Source organism: Salegentibacter mishustinae (assembly GCF_002900095.1).
Taxonomy (GTDB): Bacteria; Bacteroidota; Bacteroidia; order Flavobacteriales; family Flavobacteriaceae; genus Salegentibacter; species Salegentibacter mishustinae.
Window position 1 is genome coordinate 1,010,936 of record NZ_LLKN01000002.1, and the last position, 21,091, is coordinate 1,032,026.

The 21,091-nt window shown below is 37.3% G+C and carries 15 protein-coding genes; 11 read left to right on the forward strand and 4 right to left on the reverse strand.

All coding sequences use genetic code 11. The features are described from left to right. Position 1 precedes the first annotated feature (1 nt). The 7 genes from APB85_RS07450 (at position 2) to APB85_RS07480 (ending at position 7,174) form a co-directional block, all read left to right on the forward strand. On the forward strand, positions 2-547 hold the full coding sequence (locus tag APB85_RS07450; protein WP_057482699.1) for a hypothetical protein: 546 nt from the start codon (positions 2-4) through the stop codon (positions 545-547). 104 nt (positions 548-651) lie between these two features. Next, positions 652-1,197, forward strand: a complete 546-nt coding sequence (locus APB85_RS07455; RefSeq protein ID WP_057482700.1) for an ion channel — start codon at positions 652-654, stop codon at positions 1,195-1,197. 43 nt (positions 1,198-1,240) lie between these two features. Beyond that, on the forward strand, positions 1,241-1,807 hold the full coding sequence (locus APB85_RS07460; protein ID WP_057482701.1) for a DUF3347 domain-containing protein: 567 nt from the start codon (positions 1,241-1,243) through the stop codon (positions 1,805-1,807). A 60-nt stretch (positions 1,808-1,867) separates the two neighbouring features. Next, the gene (locus APB85_RS07465; RefSeq protein ID WP_229792200.1) at positions 1,868-2,434 is read left to right on the forward strand and encodes a helix-turn-helix transcriptional regulator; all 567 of its coding nucleotides are present in this window, start codon (positions 1,868-1,870) and stop codon (positions 2,432-2,434) included. Between the two features lie 304 nt (positions 2,435-2,738). Next, the gene (locus tag APB85_RS07470) at positions 2,739-3,059 is read left to right on the forward strand and encodes a four-helix bundle copper-binding protein (protein ID WP_037316809.1); all 321 of its coding nucleotides are present in this window, start codon (positions 2,739-2,741) and stop codon (positions 3,057-3,059) included. 167 nt (positions 3,060-3,226) lie between these two features. Then, on the forward strand, positions 3,227-5,926 hold the full coding sequence (locus tag APB85_RS07475; protein ID WP_057482703.1) for a heavy metal translocating P-type ATPase: 2,700 nt from the start codon (positions 3,227-3,229) through the stop codon (positions 5,924-5,926). A 27-nt stretch (positions 5,927-5,953) separates the two neighbouring features. After that, a complete protein-coding gene (locus APB85_RS07480) occupies positions 5,954-7,174 on the forward strand; it encodes a permease (RefSeq protein WP_057482704.1) in 1,221 nt (406 codons plus the stop codon). A 297-nt stretch (positions 7,175-7,471) separates the two neighbouring features. Here APB85_RS07480 and APB85_RS07485 read toward each other — a convergent pair whose 3' ends face one another. Further along, positions 7,472-9,961 (reverse strand): zinc-dependent metalloprotease, encoded by a 2,490-nt coding sequence (locus tag APB85_RS07485; protein ID WP_057482705.1) that lies wholly within the window; start codon positions 9,959-9,961, stop codon positions 7,472-7,474. A gap of 189 nt (positions 9,962-10,150) precedes the next feature. Then, positions 10,151-11,842: a lysine--tRNA ligase gene (gene lysS / locus APB85_RS07490; protein WP_057482706.1), complete on the reverse strand. Its 1,692-nt coding sequence runs from the start codon at positions 11,840-11,842 to the stop codon at positions 10,151-10,153. Between the two features lie 193 nt (positions 11,843-12,035). Between lysS and APB85_RS07495 the strand changes: the two genes are divergently transcribed. Both APB85_RS07495 and lipB read left to right on the forward strand, forming a co-directional pair. After that, entirely contained in the window at positions 12,036-12,200 is a 165-nt protein-coding gene (locus APB85_RS07495; RefSeq protein WP_083482221.1) for a YqaE/Pmp3 family membrane protein, read from the forward strand. Continuing rightward, a complete protein-coding gene (gene lipB, locus APB85_RS07500) occupies positions 12,197-12,895 on the forward strand; it encodes a lipoyl(octanoyl) transferase LipB (RefSeq protein ID WP_057482707.1) in 699 nt (232 codons plus the stop codon). The genes APB85_RS07495 and lipB overlap by 4 nt, the downstream gene beginning before the upstream one ends. Here the strand turns inward: lipB and APB85_RS07505 are convergent. Beyond that, entirely contained in the window at positions 12,892-15,345 is a 2,454-nt protein-coding gene (locus APB85_RS07505) for a hypothetical protein (RefSeq protein ID WP_057482708.1), read from the reverse strand. The genes lipB and APB85_RS07505 overlap by 4 nt on opposite strands. 31 nt (positions 15,346-15,376) lie before the next feature. After that, positions 15,377-15,973 carry a ribonuclease HII gene (locus APB85_RS07510; protein WP_057482709.1) on the reverse strand — a complete coding sequence of 199 codons (597 nt, stop codon included), beginning with the start codon at positions 15,971-15,973 and terminating at the stop codon, positions 15,377-15,379. A gap of 341 nt (positions 15,974-16,314) precedes the next feature. Between APB85_RS07510 and APB85_RS07515 the strand changes: the two genes are divergently transcribed. Both APB85_RS07515 and APB85_RS07520 read left to right on the forward strand, forming a co-directional pair. After that, entirely contained in the window at positions 16,315-19,548 is a 3,234-nt protein-coding gene (locus APB85_RS07515; RefSeq protein ID WP_057482710.1) for a SusC/RagA family TonB-linked outer membrane protein, read from the forward strand. 19 nt (positions 19,549-19,567) lie between these two features. After that, positions 19,568-21,091, forward strand: a complete 1,524-nt coding sequence (locus APB85_RS07520) for a RagB/SusD family nutrient uptake outer membrane protein (protein WP_057482711.1) — start codon at positions 19,568-19,570, stop codon at positions 21,089-21,091.

The following is a 21,091-nucleotide window of genomic DNA, read 5'->3' on the forward strand; positions in this document are numbered from 1 at the left end:
TATGAATATTGTATTGAGAATTACGTTTGTGTCCATTTTCGGATTATTATTAAGTAGTTGTGGAACCAACAAAACTGCAGCAGAGGCGCTGACAGAAAATGATTTTAGAAATAACGTTTACAGGGAAATTGTTAACGACGAGTCTAAATTCATGGAGTTTATGGAAGTAGCTCATGCGAATCCGCCGGCAGATATGTGGCTGCTTAAAGATCATATGCAAATGATGGAGAGTGGAAAAATTCAGGAAATAATGAAGAATAATCCTGAAATGAAGGAGGAAATGCAGAAAATGAAACAGGAAAAAATGGAGAAGGCTCCCAAAATGCAACAGAAGATGGAACAAAAGATGCAGAAAAAAATGAAAAAGAAGATGATGAATGATCCTGAAATCAGAAAGGTAATGATGCAGGAAATGCATCAAAAAATGAAGTCTAATCCTGAGATGGCAGATAAAATGATGGATCAAATGATCCAGTTTCTACACGAAAATCCTGAACTCATGGAGAAGATGAAAGCGAAAATGAAAGCTCACCAGGATAAAATGTAAAAGTAAGGGTTTCAAAAATGGAGAAATTTAAAAGCATAAAAAGAAAAATTACGCAAAATGAAGAAACTCTTTGAGTTTTTAGAAAAAATAGAAATAAGATATAAATGAGTGATAAAAAAGAAGCTGATAAGAAGTTTTATGGTCAACTGTTTTCTAAAGCAGGTTGGACCCTGGGGATAGTAGTAGTTCTTGCTTTTCTTTATGTATTATTTCTGCCAAAATCATTAGATAATGAAGCCTGGAAATGGCTCATCATTGCCATTGCGATTACCAAGGCATTTTTAATAGTAAGAATTACTTTCACACAGTTAAGCAAAATACTGGGAGATAGTCACTATTTAGAGCACGTGTTAAGCCTTTTTACGCTAATAATAAGCCTTATTGTGCTTTCTTTTGCGTCAGATTATTATGCGCTTTATCTAAACGAAGCAGCTAACTTTAAAACGAATTTGATTTTTGGAGAACCCTCAATATTCTTATTCTTTGAGTTTTTCTATTACTCGCTAATTTCGTTTTCTACTGTTGGTTATGGTGATTTTGTGCCTTTGTCATTATCGGCCAAATTCTTAGTAATTTTGGAAACAATTCTCTATTTCTTTGTGCTGGTCTTTGGGACGGCAAATATCAACCGAATTAACATTAAAGATTAAATCCTTGAACCCTAAATTAAATTATATATTAAAAATCAAAACAATGAAAAGAAGTCTTAGAAGCCTAACAATGCTTAGCCTTATCGCTGGAAGTTTGATGATATTTTCCTGTAAGAATGAGGAAAATAAAGATGATGCACCAGAGCCTATGCAGAATGAAATGCACCAGCCAGATGAACAGGCTAAAGTAGAAACTTATAAGGGCGAAGAAATGCAAGCCGAATTTAAAGATGAAAACACCGCAGAAATCTATACCTTGTATGTAGAGATTAAGGATGCCTTTGTTAATACAGATGCTGAAACCGCCGGTGAAAAAGCTGCAGAACTCGCAAAAAAAGCCAGCGAGAACGAAGGTATAGCGGCTATAGCAAATACCATTGCAGAAAGCGACGATGTGAATAAACAACGTGAGGCTTTTTCTAAACTTACAGAAGCAATGGAGCCTGTGTTAATGAATGCCTTGGAATCTGGAGCAATTTACAAGCAATATTGCCCAATGGCTTTTGAAGGAAAAGGAGACTACTGGTATTCCAATTCAAAAGATATTTTTAATCCCTATTATGGAGATAAAATGCTGAAATGCGGTAGGGTTGAAGCAACAATTCAATAATTATAAATATTCCTGCAGGGTTTTTAAAACCCTGCAGGATTTTTAACTGAAAAAACTATTTTGAAAGAAAACATCCTGCATATAAAGAATATGGTTTGTGACCGTTGCCTAATGAGTGTTGAGAAGACTTTGCAACAGCAAAACCTTAATTATATAAGTATTAGTTTAGGCAGGATTGAATTTGAAAACGAACTTTCTGAGACTCAATTCCAGAGTTTGGAGAAGGAACTCAACGCAAACGGATTTGAAATTGTAGCCGAAAGAAATAACAAAATTGTAACCGATATAAAATCTTTGATCATCGAATTGGTTTACGAACATAAAGATTCCGGGAACAAAAAGCTTTCTGAAGTTCTAAGCGAAGAACTGCATTACGATTACAGTCATCTCACCAACATTTTCTCGAAAGCAGAGGGACACAGTATTCAAAGTTTTCAAAATAAAATAAAAGCAGAACGCATTAAAGAGCTTTTGGAATACGGAGAGTTGAATATTTCAGAAATTGCCGATAAAATGGGTTTTGGCAGTGCCGCTTATCTTTCTACTTTCTTTAAAAAAGAAACAGGAATGAATCCTTCTCAATTTAAATCACAGCATCAGGACCGTAAGTCGCTGGATAAACTTTAAGAGGATTTTGCCACGAATACACAAATGTTCTCCAGAAATTAAATTTGATTCAACCCTAACTAGAAAGCTTGATTTATTGTGGGAATAATTTTTCCACCTGGATTTCTAATTAATTCGTGAATTAGTGGCCTTTTGCTCGATAATCGAGATTGAATGCATCGTCGCGAAAGATTCGGGATGCCCCGAAATCAAAATTATATGATCAGCATCTTTTCCCATTTTCTTATAATTTCTTACAATAATTTTAAAACTCATTTCGGTTTTTAGTATTTAATTTCGTGCTAAACCAATAAAAACCAATATTATGAGAAATGAAAAAATGCTGAAAGCATTGGGAAATTGTATTAATCATTGTAACTATTGTGCTGATGCCTGTCTGGATGAAGACAATGTGAAAATGATGAAAGATTGCATTAGAACCGATAAGGTTTGTGCAGAGGTTTGTAGCACCCTTAACCAGGTTTTAGCTACAGATTATAAAAATGTAGACGGACTCGTAAAATATTGTATCGAAGTTTGTAATGCCTGTGCAGATGAATGTGGACAACACGAGCACGATCATTGCCAGGAATGCGCAAAAGCTTGTCGTGAATGCGTGAAGGCTTGCGAGGCTTATTTAGCATAGAACTTAATTTTTTAAGGCTGTTTGAATTTTTAGTTTTTGTTACGTCATGCTGAACTTGTTTCAGCATCCAGGTTGAAAGAAATTAGAACCTGAAACAAGCCCGAGGATTCGGGAAAAATTGACGTATAGAGGAAAATTCAAACAGTCTTTTTTCTTCAATAATATTTATGAAACATAACTATCAAATTTCCGGGATGACCTGCATGGGGTGCAGAGCCCACGTTGAAAATTCCTTAAAGAACGTGGAAGGTGTTACTAATGCTAAAGTAGATCTCGAAAAAGCCAGTGCTGAGATCGAGATGGAAAAGCATATTGAACTTGAAAAGTTTCAGGCTGCCCTTGAAGATAGCAATTACGAAATTTATTTAGCAGATGAGGTTCCACAAACCTACTCTGTAAGTGGGATGACCTGCAAAGGCTGTAGCGCCCATGTGGAAGCCACATTAAATAAAGTTGAAGGAGTAAAAAGAGTTAAAGTAGATCTGGAAAAGGCTGAAGCCAAGGTTTTTTCTGAAGAGAATATTCCACTAGAAAAACTGCAGCAAGCATTACAGGATGATGGCGGGCATTATCAAATTCACAAACCCGGAGAAGAAGTAAAACCAAAAAAGAAAAAACCTAAAGGTGAAGGCACGGGCGTTTTCTATTGTCCAATGCATTGCGAAGGCGATAAAACTTACGATAAGCCCGGAGACTGTCCTGTTTGCGGGATGGATTTGGTAGAAGAAGCCAGCCTAAAACCTCAAGCTACTACTTATACCTGCCCAATGCATCCCGAAGTGGACCAGGACGGTCCCGGTTCCTGCCCCAAATGTGGAATGGACCTGGTGCCGAAAGAACCCGAAGAATCTTCAGAAAGTAAATCCTATAAAAAACTGCTTAAGAAATTTAAAATAGCCGTAGCCTTTACGCTGCCTATTTTTATCATCGCGATGTCTGAAATGATTTCGGGCAATCCACTTTATGAAATTTTAGATCAAAAATATTGGAACTGGATTCAGTTTGGTCTTTCCCTGCCAGTTGTTTTTTATGCTACCTGGATGTTCTTTGAACGTGCGTGGCGTTCTGTAAAAACCTGGAACCTAAATATGTTTACGCTAATAGGAATTGGTGCAGGAGTGGCCTGGATCTTTAGTGTTTTCGGATTGATATTTCCAGATTTTTTTCCGCCGCAATTTAAAACTGAAAGCGGAACGGTACATGTTTATTTTGAAGCCGCCACGGTTATTCTAACGCTTGTTTTACTTGGGCAGGTGCTGGAAGCCCGCGCACATAGCAAAACAAATTCTGCAATAAAAGAATTGCTGAAACTAGCTCCAAACAAAGCGATTAAAGTAGTTGATGGCGAAGAAAAAGAAGTTTCTATAGAAGAAATTCATAAAGGAGATATTCTAAGAGTAAAACCAGGCGATAAAATTCCGGTAGATGGAATTATTGAAAATGGGAATTCCAGTATAGACGAGTCTATGATAACGGGAGAGCCTATTCCGGTAGATAAAGTAGAGGGAGATAAGGTGAGTTCGGGAACCATTAATGGAAACCGAAGTTTTACCATGAAAGCCGAAAAAGTGGGAGATGAAACCTTGCTTTCTCAAATCATTAAGATGGTAAATGACGCCAGTAGGTCCCAGGCACCAATCCAAAAACTGGCCGATAGGATTTCGGCTTATTTTGTGCCTATCGTGGTTGGTATTTCAGTCCTTACGTTTGTGATTTGGGCTATTTTTGGGCCCGAGCCTCAATATGTGTATGCGCTGGTAAATGCCATTGCGGTATTGATTATTGCCTGCCCGTGTGCACTTGGCCTGGCCACCCCAATGTCGGTAATGGTAGGAGTAGGAAAAGGAGCCCAAAACGGAGTTCTGATTAAAAATGCCCGTGCCCTGGAGGAAATGGATGATATCGATACCTTAATTATTGATAAAACCGGAACCATTACCGAGGGTAAACCCAAAGTGGAAAAAGTAGAAACAGTTTCTTCTGAAGAAAATAAAGAGGAAATTATAAAACTTATCGCTGCAGTAAATTCCCAGAGTGAACACCCTCTGGCTAAGGCCACTGTAGATTTTGCAAAGAATCAGCAACTTGAATTTTCAAAAACTTCAGATTTTAATTCCGTTACCGGAAAAGGGGTGACCGGAATGGTGGAAGATCAAAAAATAGCTATTGGCAATGAGAAGCTAATGCATGCTGAAAATGTTGAGATTCCTTCAGAAATAAATAAGAAAGTAACCGCAGAGCAGGAAAAAGGCAAAACCGTTTCCTATATATCACGGAATGGTAAAATAATAGGTTATTTCACAATTACAGATCCTATTAAGAAAACCAGTAGAGAAGCCTTGAAATCCCTTATGGATGATGGGGTTGAGGTTTATATGTTTACCGGCGATAATGTGAAAACCGCAAGATCTGTGGCTGAAGAACTGGGCTTAACCGGCTTCAAAGCAGGAATGCTTCCTGAAGATAAACAGAGTGAAGTGAAAAAACTTCAGCAAGAAGGGAAAAAAGTAGCGATGGCTGGTGATGGAATTAACGATGCTCCTGCTCTGGCCCAGGCTAATATTGGAATTGCTATGGGAACGGGTACCGACGTGGCTATAGAAAGTGCCGAGATTACACTGGTAAAAGGCGATCTAAAGGCGGTTAGAAAGGCAAAAACTTTGAGTAAAAAAGTGATGCGTAATATTAAGCAGAATTTGTTCTTTGCTTTGATCTACAATACACTTGGAGTACCTGTTGCCGCCGGAGTCTTATACCCCGTTTTTGGACTTTTACTTTCACCAATGATCGCAGCTTTAGCTATGAGTTTTAGTTCGGTTTCTGTGATTGCGAATGCACTGAGATTAAGAAATACAAAATTGGATTAAATTTAAATCACTCAAAAATTTAAGGAAATGCAAGATTTTTTAAGCAAATGGGGAGAAGCAGCTTACACCAGCGCCGGGTTTTTCTGGATGGCTCTGTGGGCTTTTATCTTAGGATATATTATAAGTAGTGGGATACAAATATTTGTAACTGAAAAGCGGATGCAGCGCACTATGGGTAAAGACGAATCTAAGAGCCTTTTATTAGGAACTTTCTTCGGATTTATAAGTAGTTCCTGTAGTTTTTCAGCCCTGGCTTCTACCAAAAGTTTGTTTAAAAAGGGCGCCAGTTTTGCCTCATCAATCGCTTTTTTACTTGCGTCAACTAATCTCGTTATAGAGTTAGGAATTTTAATTGCCATCTTCTTAGGTTGGCAATTTGTAGTGGGAGAATATGTAGGAGGAATATTGCTAATCCTCATCAGTTGGGCGCTTATTAGAATAATTAACCCTAAAGAAATGATCAAAAAGGCCAGAAAGCGCCTTGATGAAAAAGATGATGACGATGAGGATTCCGAAAAATCCTGGAAGAAAAAAATGAAGTCGGAAACCAGTTGGGCTAAAGTATCTAAACAATATGCGATGGAGTGGAAAATGGTTTGGAAAGATGTGACTTTAGGTTTTACTATTGCCGGGATTGTAGCCGCTTTTGTTCCAGATTCCTTTTTTCAAACCTTATTTATAAATACAGGAGGTGGAAATACAGATTTCGGCTTTTTTACGATTCTTGAGCATATAATAGTAGGCCCAATTGCTGCATTTTTAACCTTTATTGGTTCTATGGGTAATATTCCTTTGGCCGCACTTCTATTTGGAAAAGGAGTGAGCTTTGCGGGGGTTATGGCCTTTATTTTTAGTGATCTGGTGGTTTTTCCCGTGTTAAGGATCAACGCAAAATATTATGGCTGGAAAATGTCTTTATTTATACTTTTCCTTCTCTTTACCGCTCTTATTGGTACATCTTTACTGTTGCATTACGGTTTTAACCTGTTCAATTTATTACCAGACCCAAATTCAGTAAAAATCACTAATACCGATCATTTTAAAATAGATTATACTTTTTGGCTGAATATGGCTTTCCTGGCAATTTCTGGAGTACTAATTTACCTTGGTTTTTATAAGCGGAAAGATGTGATGCATATGAAAGAAATGGCACCTAAAAGCCAGTTGTTGGAAACAAGCTTAAAATATATAGCTTTCGTTTGTTACCTGTGGCTTGCCGGAGGTTTAGTGGCGAAGTTTTTTCTGTAATAAAAAGAGAGCAGGGAAGAAGATAAATTTTATTAGGCTCAGGTATAAAATTTAGATTTTCGGTTCTCCTAATACTGCTCTCATTTTAAAATTCAAACAAACTCAACTAATCAACTTAAAAAGTCCCTATTTGATTTTTAGCATTTCCTAACTACTAAAAAATCTTTTTCATAGCAATTTAAGTGGGGCTTTTATAGTAAGACTTTCAATTTTCAAAAAGGTTTAAAATAAAATATAAAAAAAACCACCGCGTAGGGACGGTGGTTCCAAAACTAACAAATCAAAAAAATGTTAGGATTATTTGATGGGGTTTAAAATCAAATCTATTCTTTCCAGAGCATCTTGAAGGTGGTATCTCGTTAAACGATCTCCACGATTAGAAGCTCTTCTAATTTGATTCTGAAGTGTTTTAAGCTCTCCTCTTACCACAGGGCGAATATCACTTTGTGCGACATCTATGTCACTTCGGGTTATCCAGCTTCTGTAACGAGATGGAATTTCGCTTTGCTCCTCTGTCATTAAATGCTCCATACGCTCTATGTAAGCACGCTGAAGATTTCTGCGATAACGATCTATATTTTGTCCTGAATAAACTTCACTCCAAATTCCGGTTCTCACATCGCTCATCATATCAATTAAACCATAAGCTTCATCACCGTTTACTTCTTCGTTCTCCATTAAACGAGCCATTCTACCAAAATCAAGTAGGTTGTTAAGCGTGCGTTCCTGCATATTTCTAATACGCTCTACCTGGCCATCGAACTGAATCTTATTGAAAATTTCCTGGTCTATCATCCATTCGGGAGTTTCAAAAAGCTGTTCTTGCAAAAAGTCCATCGCTTCCTTCTGCTTTTCTTTTGAAACGTGAGTGTAAACCGCACCTTCCTGGTCGTAAGTTTTATAGTGTTCGTAAACACCACCAATATTTGCGGTTACGTGTCCCATATATCGATTAAACTGACTTAAAACCTGGCCGTACATATCGTCTAGATCTTCGTAGTTTTTACCATCTTCGGCAGTCCACTCAATCAATTTCGGCATAATGCGTTTCAGGTTTTTAATACCGTATTCACTGGCTAAAACTGCATCGTCACCAAGATCTTCAGTTTGAGAACTCGGGTCTATAACTCCGCCACTTTGCTGGCTTCCGAAGCGATATAAAGGATCTCCTGCTTTTTCAAGGATCCATTCATCAAGAATTTCTTTTTCTTCTTCAGCAGTTTTATCAAGAATTGGACGATAACCCCATTCAATAGCGTATTTATCGTAAGGTCCAATATCTGGCATTAAGGCAACATCTCCATCTTCAGGCTGTGCGATATAATTAAAACGCGCATAGTCCATAATAGAAGGTGCGGTACCGTATTCAGCAGTGAATTCAGGATCACGTAGATCTTCAACTGCGTAAGCAACACTACTTCCCATATTATGAGGAAGACCTAAAGTGTGCCCAACCTCGTGAGAAGAAACAAAACGAATTAAACGTCCCATTACTTCGTCTTCAAACTCAACACTACGAGCGTCTTCGTTAATTGCCGCAGTTTGTACAAAGAACCAGTTTCTAAGCAAGGTCATTACATTGTGATACCAGTTGATATCTGATTCTAAGATCTCTCCAGAACGCGGATCACTTACGTGTGGCCCGTTTGCGTTTGGAATTGGAGAAGCCAGGTAACGCACTACAGAATAGCGAGCATCTTCAGGACTCCAATCTGGATCTTCTTCTTTACTTGGTGGATCTTTAGCGATAATCGCATTTTTAAATCCGGCTTCTTCAAAAGCAACCTGCCAATCTTCAATTCCCTGTTTAATATAAGGAACCCATTGTTTAGGAGTGGCGCGGTCTACATAATAGATAATTGGTTCTTTTGGTTCAACCAATTCGCCATTTTTAAACTTCTCTCTGTCTTCTTCTTTAACCTCAAGTCTCCAACGGTCAAGATATTTTACTTCTTTACTTTTTTGAGCATCAAGCCCATAATCTGTTTGTCCGCGGGCAAACCAGCCTACACGCTGATCGAAATAACGGCGCTTCATTGGTTCTTTTGGAAGCAGGATCATAGAATTACTAAACTCTAAAGAAATTGAACCGGTGCTCTCATTAGAAGGCGGGTCTCCTGCACTATAAGTTTTTACGTGTCTAACCTCAATATTTTCAGGGTAGCTGCGGATAGTATCTATGTAAGAACGGCTATCGTCTAAACGCGAAACTTTATATTGTTTTCTTGAACCTTCTCTTAGTCCCAGTGCCTTTACATCTTTTGTATAAAGATCTGTTACTTCGATTACGGTTGTTTTGTTAACTGAATCTTTTCCTACAGTTTTAACCGGAAAACGTTGTAAAACGGGTTCAAAATTAGAATTAACTACTGCTTCGTGAACAGGTAGAGAATCAGCAGCATATATTTCATGGGAAACCACTCTTAAAAGAACGTGACCGTCTTTTTTCTGCCAGCGATGTACCTGTGTATTTTGTTTTCCACCTCCAAAACCAATTCCAGTGGCGGTTTTTGCAATTCTTGTTACGGTAAGCATTTCACGGTTAAACAGGCTATCTGGGATCTCGTAAAAATATTTATCGTCTACGCGGTGAACAGTGAATAAACCTTCGTCGCTTTTAGCATCTTTAGTAATTACTTTGGTGTAAGGTTCCAGGTCACCATTCTTTTTTGAGGCTTCTTTTTTGGAGGCATCAGCCGAAGATTTTTCAGGCTGAAAAACCGCGCAACTGGAAACCGAAACCGATAAGGCTACTAAGAATAGCTTATGAGTAAATCCTTTGGTCATAAAGTTAAATTTTGGTTTGTGTGATTAATTTGAAGTGATAGATTTTCTGAAGCGAAAGCTGCAAAAATGAAAAAAGACCACCATTTGGTGATCTTTTGACTTGTTTATCTTAAAAAGGTTTAAAAAATAAAGTTAGAAAAGTCTTATTTTAACTATTGTTTAGTTATTATATAGGTCCTTTTCTGAATATTAAACCGCTTTTATCTTCATCGTTTCATCATCTTTAAAAACATCTATCATTTTATGTTTTCTAAGTGATTTCAGGGTTTTGTCCCATTTTTTATTACTTAAACCAGACTTGGTTTTTATGGTGTCCAGCTCCTGAATTTCATCGCTTTTTAATAACTGAAATACCGCTTTTTCATCTTCGCTAAGTTCAACAGCTTTCCTTTCTGGCTTCATTTGTGGGAAGAATAATACTTCCTGGATGGATTGATTGTTGGTTAAGAACATAATTAATCGGTCCATTCCTATTCCCAGACCAGATGTTGGAGGCATTCCATATTCCAGGGCTCTTAAGAAATCCTGGTCTATAAACTCGGTTGCTTCATCATCTCCTTTTTTGGCGAGTTTTAATTGCTCTTCAAAACGCTCACGCTGGTCTATAGGATCATTTAATTCGGAATAAGCATTTGCGATTTCCTTACCACAAACCATTAGTTCAAAACGCTCGGTGAGTTCAGGATTTTCGCGATGTTCTTTACAAAGCGGACTCATTTCCTTTGGATAATCGGTAATAAAGGTTGGTTGGATATAATTTCCTTCACATTTTTCACCAAAAATCTCATCGATGAGTTTTCCTTTCCCCATAGTCTCATCAACTTCAATTCCCATATCTTCCGTTGCTTTTCTAATTTCAGCTTCAGATTTTCCGGTAATATCGAATCCGGTAAATTCCTTGATAGAATCGGTCATTGTTACGCGTTTGTAAGGCGCTTTAAAGTCGATTTTATGTTCTCCAAAAACAGCTTCGGTGGTATTGTTTACCGCAAGTGCACAATGTTCCAGCAATTTTTCGGTGAAATCCATCATCCAATTGTAGTCTTTATAGGCTACATAGATTTCCATCGCTGTAAATTCAGGATTATGGGTTCTGTCCATTCCCTCATTTCTGAAGTTTTTCGAGAATTCATAAACGCCATCAAACCCACCTACAATAAGTCTTTTCAGGTATAATTCGTTAGCGATTCTTAAATAAAGCGGAATATCTAATGCGTTATGATGTGTCACAAATGGTCTTGCAGCAGCACCACCGGGAATAGATTGTAAAATTGGAGTTTCAACCTCAAAATATTCTCTTTCATTGAAGAAGTTTCGCATTGCGTTGAACAATTTTGTACGCTTTACGAAGATCTCTTTAACTTTCGGGTTTACGGCTAAATCGGCGTAACGTTGGCGATAACGATGTTCGGGATCGGTGAAACCATCATAGGTATTTCCTTCTTTATCGGTTTTAGGAAGTGGCAAAGGACGAATGGATTTGCTCAGCAAAATGAAATTCTTAACCATCACAGTCATTTCCCCAACCTGGGTTTTAAAAAGTTCGCCTTCAATTCCTATAAAATCGCCAATGTCCAGCAACTTTTTATATACATCATTGTATTTGCTTTTATCTTCACCGGTACAAATTTCGTCACGGTTAAAATAAACCTGTAACTTTCCTTTAGAATCTTGTATTTCGGCAAAAGAGGCTTTTCCCTGGATACGGCGAGACATTAATCTCCCGGCCATCACCACTTTCTTTCCTTCTTCGAAATTTTCCTTAATGGCTTTGCTGGTGTCCTTCACCGGGAACAAATCTGCCGGATACGGGTTAATACCTGCTTTTCTTAATGCAGAAAGCTTCTCTCTTCTTACTATTTCCTGTTCAGATAATTGCATACTCGTATTTAAATTAATTGCTTGCTTTGGCAAAACGAGTGCAAATATAGTGACTATGTGGCTACCAACCAATGCGATACAAACCTGAATTTTTGATAAAATTTGGAAGGTAAAAATGCACTTGTTTATGAAATAAGTTTTCTCTATTTATAATCTTATCTTTGCTATATAATTTGGTAATAGCTTTAGATAAATGAGTGTTTGGCGTGTTATTCTCTCTGTTTTATTTCCTCCACTAGCGGTTTATGATCGTGGATGTGGTTCTATTTTAATAGTTCTGATCCTTACTGTTTTGGGATGGATTCCGGGCGTAATCGCTGCACTAATTATTCTGAATAACCCAGGAAAAGGTGTATGAACAAGAAGATAGATTTACAGAATTTAGGATATAAAGATTATAAAGAGACCTGGGACTACCAGGAAAGTCTTTTTAAAGAAATTCTCGATATTAAGATTAAGAATAGGAGGCAGGACTTAAATGAAATTACTCCCAATTACCTCTTAATGGTAGAACATCCGCACGTTTATACCCTGGGGAAAAGTGGCGATATAAAGAATTTGCTTATTTCTGAAACCGAGTTAGAGAAAAAGCAGGCAACTTATTATAAAATTAATCGTGGTGGTGATATTACTTATCACGGGCCGGGACAGTTGGTAGGTTACCCGATTCTGGATCTGGATAATTTTTTTACCGATATCCATAAATATCTTCGGTTCCTGGAAGAGACAATAATTTTAACACTTGCCGATTATGGTCTGAAAGCGGAACGAAGCAAAGGCGAAACAGGAGTTTGGCTTGATGTGGGAACACCTTTTGCTCGAAAGATTTGTGCAATGGGCGTTCGCGCCAGTCGCTGGGTAACTATGCATGGTTTTGCTTTAAATGTAAATGCCGATTTAGGCTATTTCGATCATATTATTCCCTGCGGAATAGAAGGTAAAGCGGTTACTTCTTTAAATGTAGAACTCGGGAAAAAGGAAATTCCTTTAGCCGATGTGCAGGAGAAGATTTTAAAACATTTTGCTGAATTATTTGAGGCTGAATTTAATTAGAGCTTATACATTAAAATCTCTTTATCACCTCCTTTTACTACAAATTCTGGACGTTGATCTATATCTGCATTGTCTAAATTAATTCCTGAAGTTCCATAAACCGGGAAACCGGTAAGAAGTTCTGCATTGCTATCAAATACAAATACCTTACGTGTTTGTAGATCGGTTAAACTGATGTAGTATTTATTATTTACATAAAAGATTTCCGGTGCGGTGTAAAGTCCGTAATCCAGGCTTATTTCTTTTCCTTTTATCTTTAAAATGTTTTCTGAAAGACTAACCAGTAGATTAGGTCTTGCAACTATACTATGATTTTCGCTAAAATCGGTCTTTTCTATATTTACTGACCCATTTTGCGTCACTTTTACAAGATTTCCTTCAGCATTGGTTGAAACAAAATCATTCTCAAACTCATACCATTCATTTTCAGAAAAATCTATGCTTTCTTTTACTTTTACCCGATGCTCTCCCTGCCGACTTAGAATATTTAGCTTGCCAGATTTTTCAGGAAAAACTATGTAATCTTTGTTGGTGATTCTTAAATGTTTTGGAGCTATTAGAATTTCAGAATTGGTTTTCCTGAAATCAAATCCTTTTACACTTTTTCCGTTTTTATCATACATAAAAACTTCGTCCTTTTGAGTAACCAAAAAGCGGTATTTCCGGTTGTTGTCATAATCAAACAACGACAAGGCTTGCGTGATTTCATCTTTAAATTTTAGCGGAAAAGGTTTTACGGTATTTCCATTTCTATCTAAAACTTCTATGGAATATGGAGTGGCAAAAGCGAGCTGAAATTTTCCGTTTTTAAAAAGATCTACCTGTTTAATCTTTCCTAATATCTGCCCTTTAAGTTTCTTCTTCCAGAAGATCGTCCCTTTATTGGAGATAAGGTAAAGGGTGTTATTTATATCCTGAACCGCAATGTCCATTTGATTATTCAGGTGGTTTTTCACCAAAACGGGCTCGGTAAGTAATTCGGCTTCCAGGTTTACCGAAAGCATTTCTTCGGTTTTATTATTTGAAGTGTTTTGCTCGTTCTGCGATTCGAAACTCCCATGGATATGAGCAAAATCGTCTTCCTCTACCAATTGCAGGATTGCCAGTTTATGCTTACCGAAATTTAGATTTTCCATTTCGGCACTAAATTCTTTAGAAACCGCCTCAGCTAATTTATTTTTTAATTGTGCTGTTTTGCCGGCAATGAGTAGAGAAGATTCTTGCGCCAGGTTTTTCTCGCTGTCCTTATAGTAAACCTGGTTTGCCAGGGTATTTTTATTTACATAATCGGCAATTAACTCGCGAAGTTGAGGTATGTTGTCGGTAAATACGATGTATTGGTCAATTGCAGCCGCAAAATCTGTGGACTTAGGATTAAAGAAGGGACTAAAAAGTTCATTAAAAACATCAGGTTGCGTTACCTTATATATAGGAAAGTCCCGATAGTTTTCTTCTAAATTAGCAAAACCAGAAATTAAGTCGGTCGCTTCAGTGGTTATTAATGTTTTTATTACGAATAAAGAGTTTTCTTCAGCTGGAATAATTCCAGCCTCCTGTGTGTTTAATATGATTCTGTCTCCAGGTTTTTGAATTGAATCTTGTTTGAAATCTTTTAAATTCTGAAGAAAGGTTTCTGGGTTCTGGTAACCTAAAGCAGCAAATCCATCTGAATTTTCAGGAACAATTTTGGCGAACTCTATAGAGACTGTCCCGGCTTTTGCAAGAATTTTATGAAGATTCTTTTCATTACTTGGAATGCTGAGTCCATTAAAAGAAACACCGCTTTTCGAAAACTCCAGGTCTACTGCACTCCAATCCGCGTAATTCTTTACATTTTCCAAATCTAAGTTAGGAAATAGACTTTGCTGAAAGTTTTCCAGCCTGGCGTGATTTATAATCAGGGAAGTTTTTTTAGGCGCGATCGCTTTATAAGCTTTCTCGAAACCTTCGTTTTTAAGAAGATTCTCTTTTTTTAAGATTTGCCTTAATTGTGTGTCAGAATTTGAAATAATAAATGGTATATTTCCTTCTGAAATAAAAAACTCATTTCCTTCTAAGCTTAGCTTTTGGTAATTTAAACCTTCCGCTTTTATATTTTCAATAGATTTATTTTGAATGGAATCTAATTGAAAATTAGGTTGCTGTTTACTTATGATGGTATAAGTGAATTTTGATTTTTTCGAAACCGAAATGCTAATAATGCTTTCGGTAAGGCTGTCAGCATATTTTAAAAATCCCATATCGTTTTGAATGCTACTTTTTGCACTAAGGGAATTTTCCTTTAAAAAGGGAAGCGCCTTCAAATCTTGTTGAAATTGCTTTAGATTAGATGTTTGGATAATTAGCGCCGCATCGTTTGGAATAAAATCGCTAAGATTCTTGACTTTCTCCCCATTTTGGCAGGAAAATAATAAAAGGATACTCAAAAATGTGAAGAGGCTTTTCTTCATAAATTGTTGGGATTTTCAACAAATATATAAGTTATAGGGTAAGTTTGAGTTGCTCTGGCAGGAGTTTAAAACTTTTTCTATGATAAGGAGTACTTCCAAACTCCATTATTGCTTGCCTATGTTCTCTGGTTGGATATCCTTTATTTTTTTGCCAGTTATACATCGGAAATTCCTGGTGTATCTTTTTCATAAATTCATCGCGCACGGTTTTGGCTAATATTGAAGCTGCAGCAATGCTAAGGAATTTTCCATCACCTTTTATTATGCAATCGTGAGATATATTGCGAAAGGGTTTAAATTTATTGCCATCTACAATAATGTGCTCGGGTTCACAGTGTAATTGTTCTATGGCGCGATGCATTGCTAAAATAGAAGCATTTAATATATTTATCTTATCTATTTCCTCCATAAAAACGTGTGCAATTCCATAAGAAAGCGCCTCGTTTATTATAATTTCTTTAAGACTGTTGCGATCTACCTCCTTGATTTGTTTAGAGTCATTTAACAGTTTATTTTTAAATTTCTTCGGCAGAATAACGGCAGCAGCTGTTACGGGCCCGGCAAGGCAACCACGGCCGGCTTCATCGGTGCCGGCTACCTGGCACGGTAGGTTGAACATTTTTAGCATAATGCAAAAGTTGTAAGAATCCCGGTTCTACGCAAAACTATTATCCTTTTTTCCTCGTATATATTGCATAGGGAAGCTTTTAAAATGCAATGCATACATAGTATATTCTTTCGATTATTGCCTTTTTCGTATTAAAATTGATATAAAGTTGTTCTAACCTCGTGCTGTCGATTTTGTATATTTTTGTTGAATTCGTAAAAAAATAAGGCTTCAAAGGTCTGATATTTTACATCTTTTAAAGATATTTTAATATGAGGAATGATAATTCAATTAAAAAATCATTTGGTTTATTAAGATTTTATTATGATTTTTGGCAAAGGCTAATTCAAATTTAAATAATAATGAAAAACAAATTACATGGAATTCTTACGCTACTATTAGCGTTTGTAGTGCAATTTACATTTGCACAGGAAAAAGTGGTGACTGGTACAGTCATCGATGAAGATGGTTTGCCCTTACCCGGGGTGAACGTTATTGAAAAGGGTACTACTAATGGTACTCAAACTAATTTTGACGGGGAGTATAGTCTTTCTGTAGATATAGGTGACGTTGTTACCTTTAGTTATGTAGGTTTCGGTACTCAGGAAATTACTGTTGGGGAGGCCGATGTTTATGATATTACGCTTGGCACAGATGCTGCTGCCTTGAATGAAGTGGTAGTAGTAGGATATGGTACCGCAACAAGGCAATCTTTTGCTGGTTCTGCAACTACTATTGATACAGAAAATTTAGAAACCAAAAACTTTGCTAACGTTTCTCAGGCTTTAGCAGGGGAAGTTGCCGGTGTTAATGTAATTAATACCTCTGGACAGCCGGGTACTGCTTCTACTATTAGAATTAGAGGTTTTGGTTCTGTAAACGGTAACCGTGATCCATTATATGTTGTAGATGGAGTTCCTTTTACGGGAAGTATTAACTCTATTAACCCAGCGGATATTAAAAGTACTACTGTTTTAAAAGATGCTACCGCTACTGCAATTTATGGTTCTCGTGGATCAAATGGGGTTATTTTGCTTACTACTAAAACAGGAACCTCTGGTGAGGATTATGTTGAGGTAGATGTGAAGACTGGTGTAAATGACCAGGTGATTCCAAGATATGATGTAATTAGCTCTCCAGAAACCTATATTGGTCTTGTTTGGGAAGGTATTTACAATCGTGGAGTAATTACTGGAGACGCAAATGGCAATCCTGTACAATATGCTAACCAGAGATTGTTTACTGATAACTATGTGCCGGCTGGATATAACCTTTGGAATGTAGATTCTGCTTCTGAATTAATTAATCCTGATACTCGTATGGTTAGAGATGGCGTAACTAGAAAATATACTCCAGAGAGATATGAGGATGCCACTTTTGACGCGGCTATTAGAACTGAAGCTAACGTTCGCTTTGGGGGTGGAAACGAAAAAACTTCTTATTTCGCTTCTGCAGGTTACCTTAATGATAATGGTTATGCTGTTAACACGGGGTATGACAGATATACTACTCGTTTAAACGTAAAGTCTCAGGTTAAGGAATGGTTGAATGTTGCAGCCAATATTGGTTATGCTTATTCAGAGCGTATGGCAAATGGCCAGACTGAAGGATCTGAAAACGTTTTTGAATTCGCTGATAAAACAGCTCCTATTTTTGGAGTATTTTTAAGAGATGATGAAGGGCAATTGGTGCCAGACCCTGTTTTTGGAGGAAACCAATATGATTATGGTAGTTTCTCAGGATTTAGAACAAGACCTCAATCTGACGGATTGAATCCTGTTGGTTCTGCTTTGTATGACTATGTTAATACAGATAGACACGAGTTGAACGGTAGCTTTGCTCTAGATTTTACAATTACCGACCATCTTACTTTTGAGACCAAATTTGGTGCTCAATATGCGATGAATAGATATACCAGTGCCGATAATCCATTCTACGGACCTGCACAAGGAGACGGAGGTACATTATTTAAGGCCGACACTGAAACTTTAACCACTAACTTTTTACAGTTATTGCGTTATGAAAATCAATTCGGAGACCATAGTGTTGATGCTTTAATTGCACACGAATCAAATGATTTTGATCTGAATTATAATACAGCATTTAAAACAAAAGCTGTAGCTGCAGATATTTACGAATTAAATAATTATGTTGTTGCTGCTAGCCCTGCTACAGGATATAATGAAGGGAGATCTATCGAGTCTTATTTCGGTCAGGTAAACTATAACTATTTAGATACTTACTACCTTACTGGATCTGTTCGTCGTGATGGGTCTTCTCGTTTCGTGAACGAAAAATGGGGTACTTTTGGATCTGTTGGTGCTGCCTGGGTAGCTTCTAACGAAGATTTCCTTGCTAATAGTGATTTATTCTCTTTTCTTAAGTTTAAAGCTTCTTATGGTATTACCGGTGATGAGGCTGGGGTAGGTTACTATTCTGGTTACGATACTTTTAGTATTAACAACCTTAACGATGAGATCTCTCTTTCTACTTTAGGTAACGGAAACCCAGATCTTACCTGGGAAACCTCTAAAATGTTCCAGGTAGGTACAGAATTTGGTTTAGGTAGATGGTTAGATGGTGCAATAGATTATTACATCAAAAATACAGAAGATCAGATCTTTTCTCGTAGAGTAGGACCATCTCAAGGTATTGCTATTATTACCGTAAACGATGGGGATTTAAGAAACGCAGGTTTAGAATTTAACCTGACAGGTCATTTAGTTCAAACTAAAGATTTCAATTTAGATCTTAGTGTAAATGGTGAAGTTCTTGAGAATGAGATTACAAAAATGCCTTTAGATCCTTCTACGGGTGAAGAAAGAATTTTGGACGTATCAAACGCTCCTTTCGCATATTCTGAAGGTAGATCTATTTTTGATATTTATACTAGAGAATATGCAGGTGTAGATCCTGCAAATGGAGCACCGCTTTGGTACCAGTATTTTAATGATGCTAACTCTAACGGAACTCTAGATGCCGGTGAAGATGCTATTCAAAGTATGGCAATTTACATGGATGGCAATCCAGATGCTAATGTAGAAAGACAAGTTACTGATACTTATGCTAATGCTACAGAAAAGTATATTGGAAAATCTGCAATTCCAGACGTAAGAGGTGGTATGAGATTAAGTGGTAACTGGAAAAATTTCAATTTCGGTGCCCAGTTAGTGTATAGCCTTGGTGGTCATGCTGTAGATTTTCAGTATGCAGAATTAATGAGTGATCGTTTTGGAGCAGTTGGAAACAACTACCATTCAGATATCTTAAACAGATGGCAAAACCCTGGAGACATCACAAATGTTCCAGCTTTAACAGATAATGCTTTTGTTAATGGAACTTCAACTTCTTCGCGTTTTGTGACAAGTACAGATTACCTTGCTCTTAACAATGTAAGATTGGGTTATACTATTCCAGAGGAAATGTTTGGAAATACAGGAATTAACTATGTAAACCTTTATGTTTCTGGAGATAACCTTTATGTAAATACTGCTAGAGATGGTTTCCTTCCTAATACCGCAGAAAACGGTAACTCAGGACGTCGTTTGTATGCTCCTTTAACCACGGTTACTGCTGGTGTAAGAGTTAAATTTTAAAAAATAAAAAAAGTTAGATATGAAAAACTTATTTAAATTAACATTGCTGTCATCCGCACTACTCATGGTAGTGGGATGTAGCGAGGACTACCTGGAGAAGGAGCCCTCAGAATTTTTAACCCAGGAGCAGGTGACTGAAGCTGCCGAAAATAACGCCGATGTACTTGCAGGTACTTTAGCCGGTATTTACTCTTTACAGTTTCAATCTGAATCTGGAGGTACAACTAACCATGATGATTTTGGTCAAAAAGGTTACGATATTTACGGAGATATGCTGTCTGGAGATTTGGCGCTTTCTGTAAGTTCATTTGGTTGGTATAGAGCTGATATTACTGAATTCCAGGCTCCTTTAGATTTTACATCAACTAGAAACTATATGCCTTGGAGATACTATTACAGAATTATCCGTTCGGCTAATTTGGTGATTGATGCTTTAGGAGGTGCTGATGCTGTGCCGGAAGTAGAGGAGAATAAGTATATACTTGGGCAAACTAAAGCAATAAGAGCACATTCTTATTTCTACCTTGCACAGTACTATCAGAATTCTTACGATCCTAATCAGGAGATCTTACCACTTTACTTATTACCGGAAGATGAAAACGGTCCTAAAGTAACGGCTAGAGAAATTTACGATGTGATTGAAGCAGACCTAAATTCTGCAATTACTCTGCTAGATGGTTTTGGTAGAGCTGCTAAAAATGAGATCAACCAGGATGTAGCTAAAGGTATTTTAGCTTATGCATTAGCTGCTCAGGGAGACAGATGGCAGGAAGTTAAAGACTTAACGGATGATGTTAAGGGTAATTATCCAATTATGACCGCTGAAGAAGTTGCTAGAGCTGACAGAACTGATGATGGTGTAGATAACCCAACCGGTGGAGGTTTTAACGATGTTAGTACTGCAGGATGGATGTGGGGTGTAGACCTTACTACAGATTCTGGTGTTGGACTTGTATCATGGTGGGGACAAATGGATTATTTCTCTTACAGCTATGCTGGTTATGGAGATTACAAAGCTATAGATTCAGGTTTATATGCTCAAATCCCTGAAGGTGATGTGAGAAGAAACCAATTCTTAAATAATCCTGCATCTTCTAACCACTTGCAGCCTTGGGGTAAATTCTATGATCCTGCACGTGTGCCAAGAGGACCATCTCAGGTTATTACCTTAGATTTAGTGTATATGAGAGTAGCTGAAATGTACTTGTTGAATGCTGAAGCTGCAGCAAACCTTGGTATGGATGCTGAAGCAAGAATGGCATTGTCAACTCTTTTAGATGAAAGAGTAGATGATACTAGTTACCTTGACGGCCTTTCAGGACAGGATCTTATTGATGAAATCTATCTTCAAACTCGAATTGAGCTATGGGGAGAAGGTAAATCTTACTTAGCGATGAAGAGAAATAAGGCTACTGTAGTTAGAGGTGATAACCACCTTTCTTTTGTAGGGGATCCAATTCCTTACGATGCAGAGGAATTGACTTTCGAGATTCCAGAGGCTGAAATTCTTTACAATCCTGCGATTAGTACCCAAAACGACTAG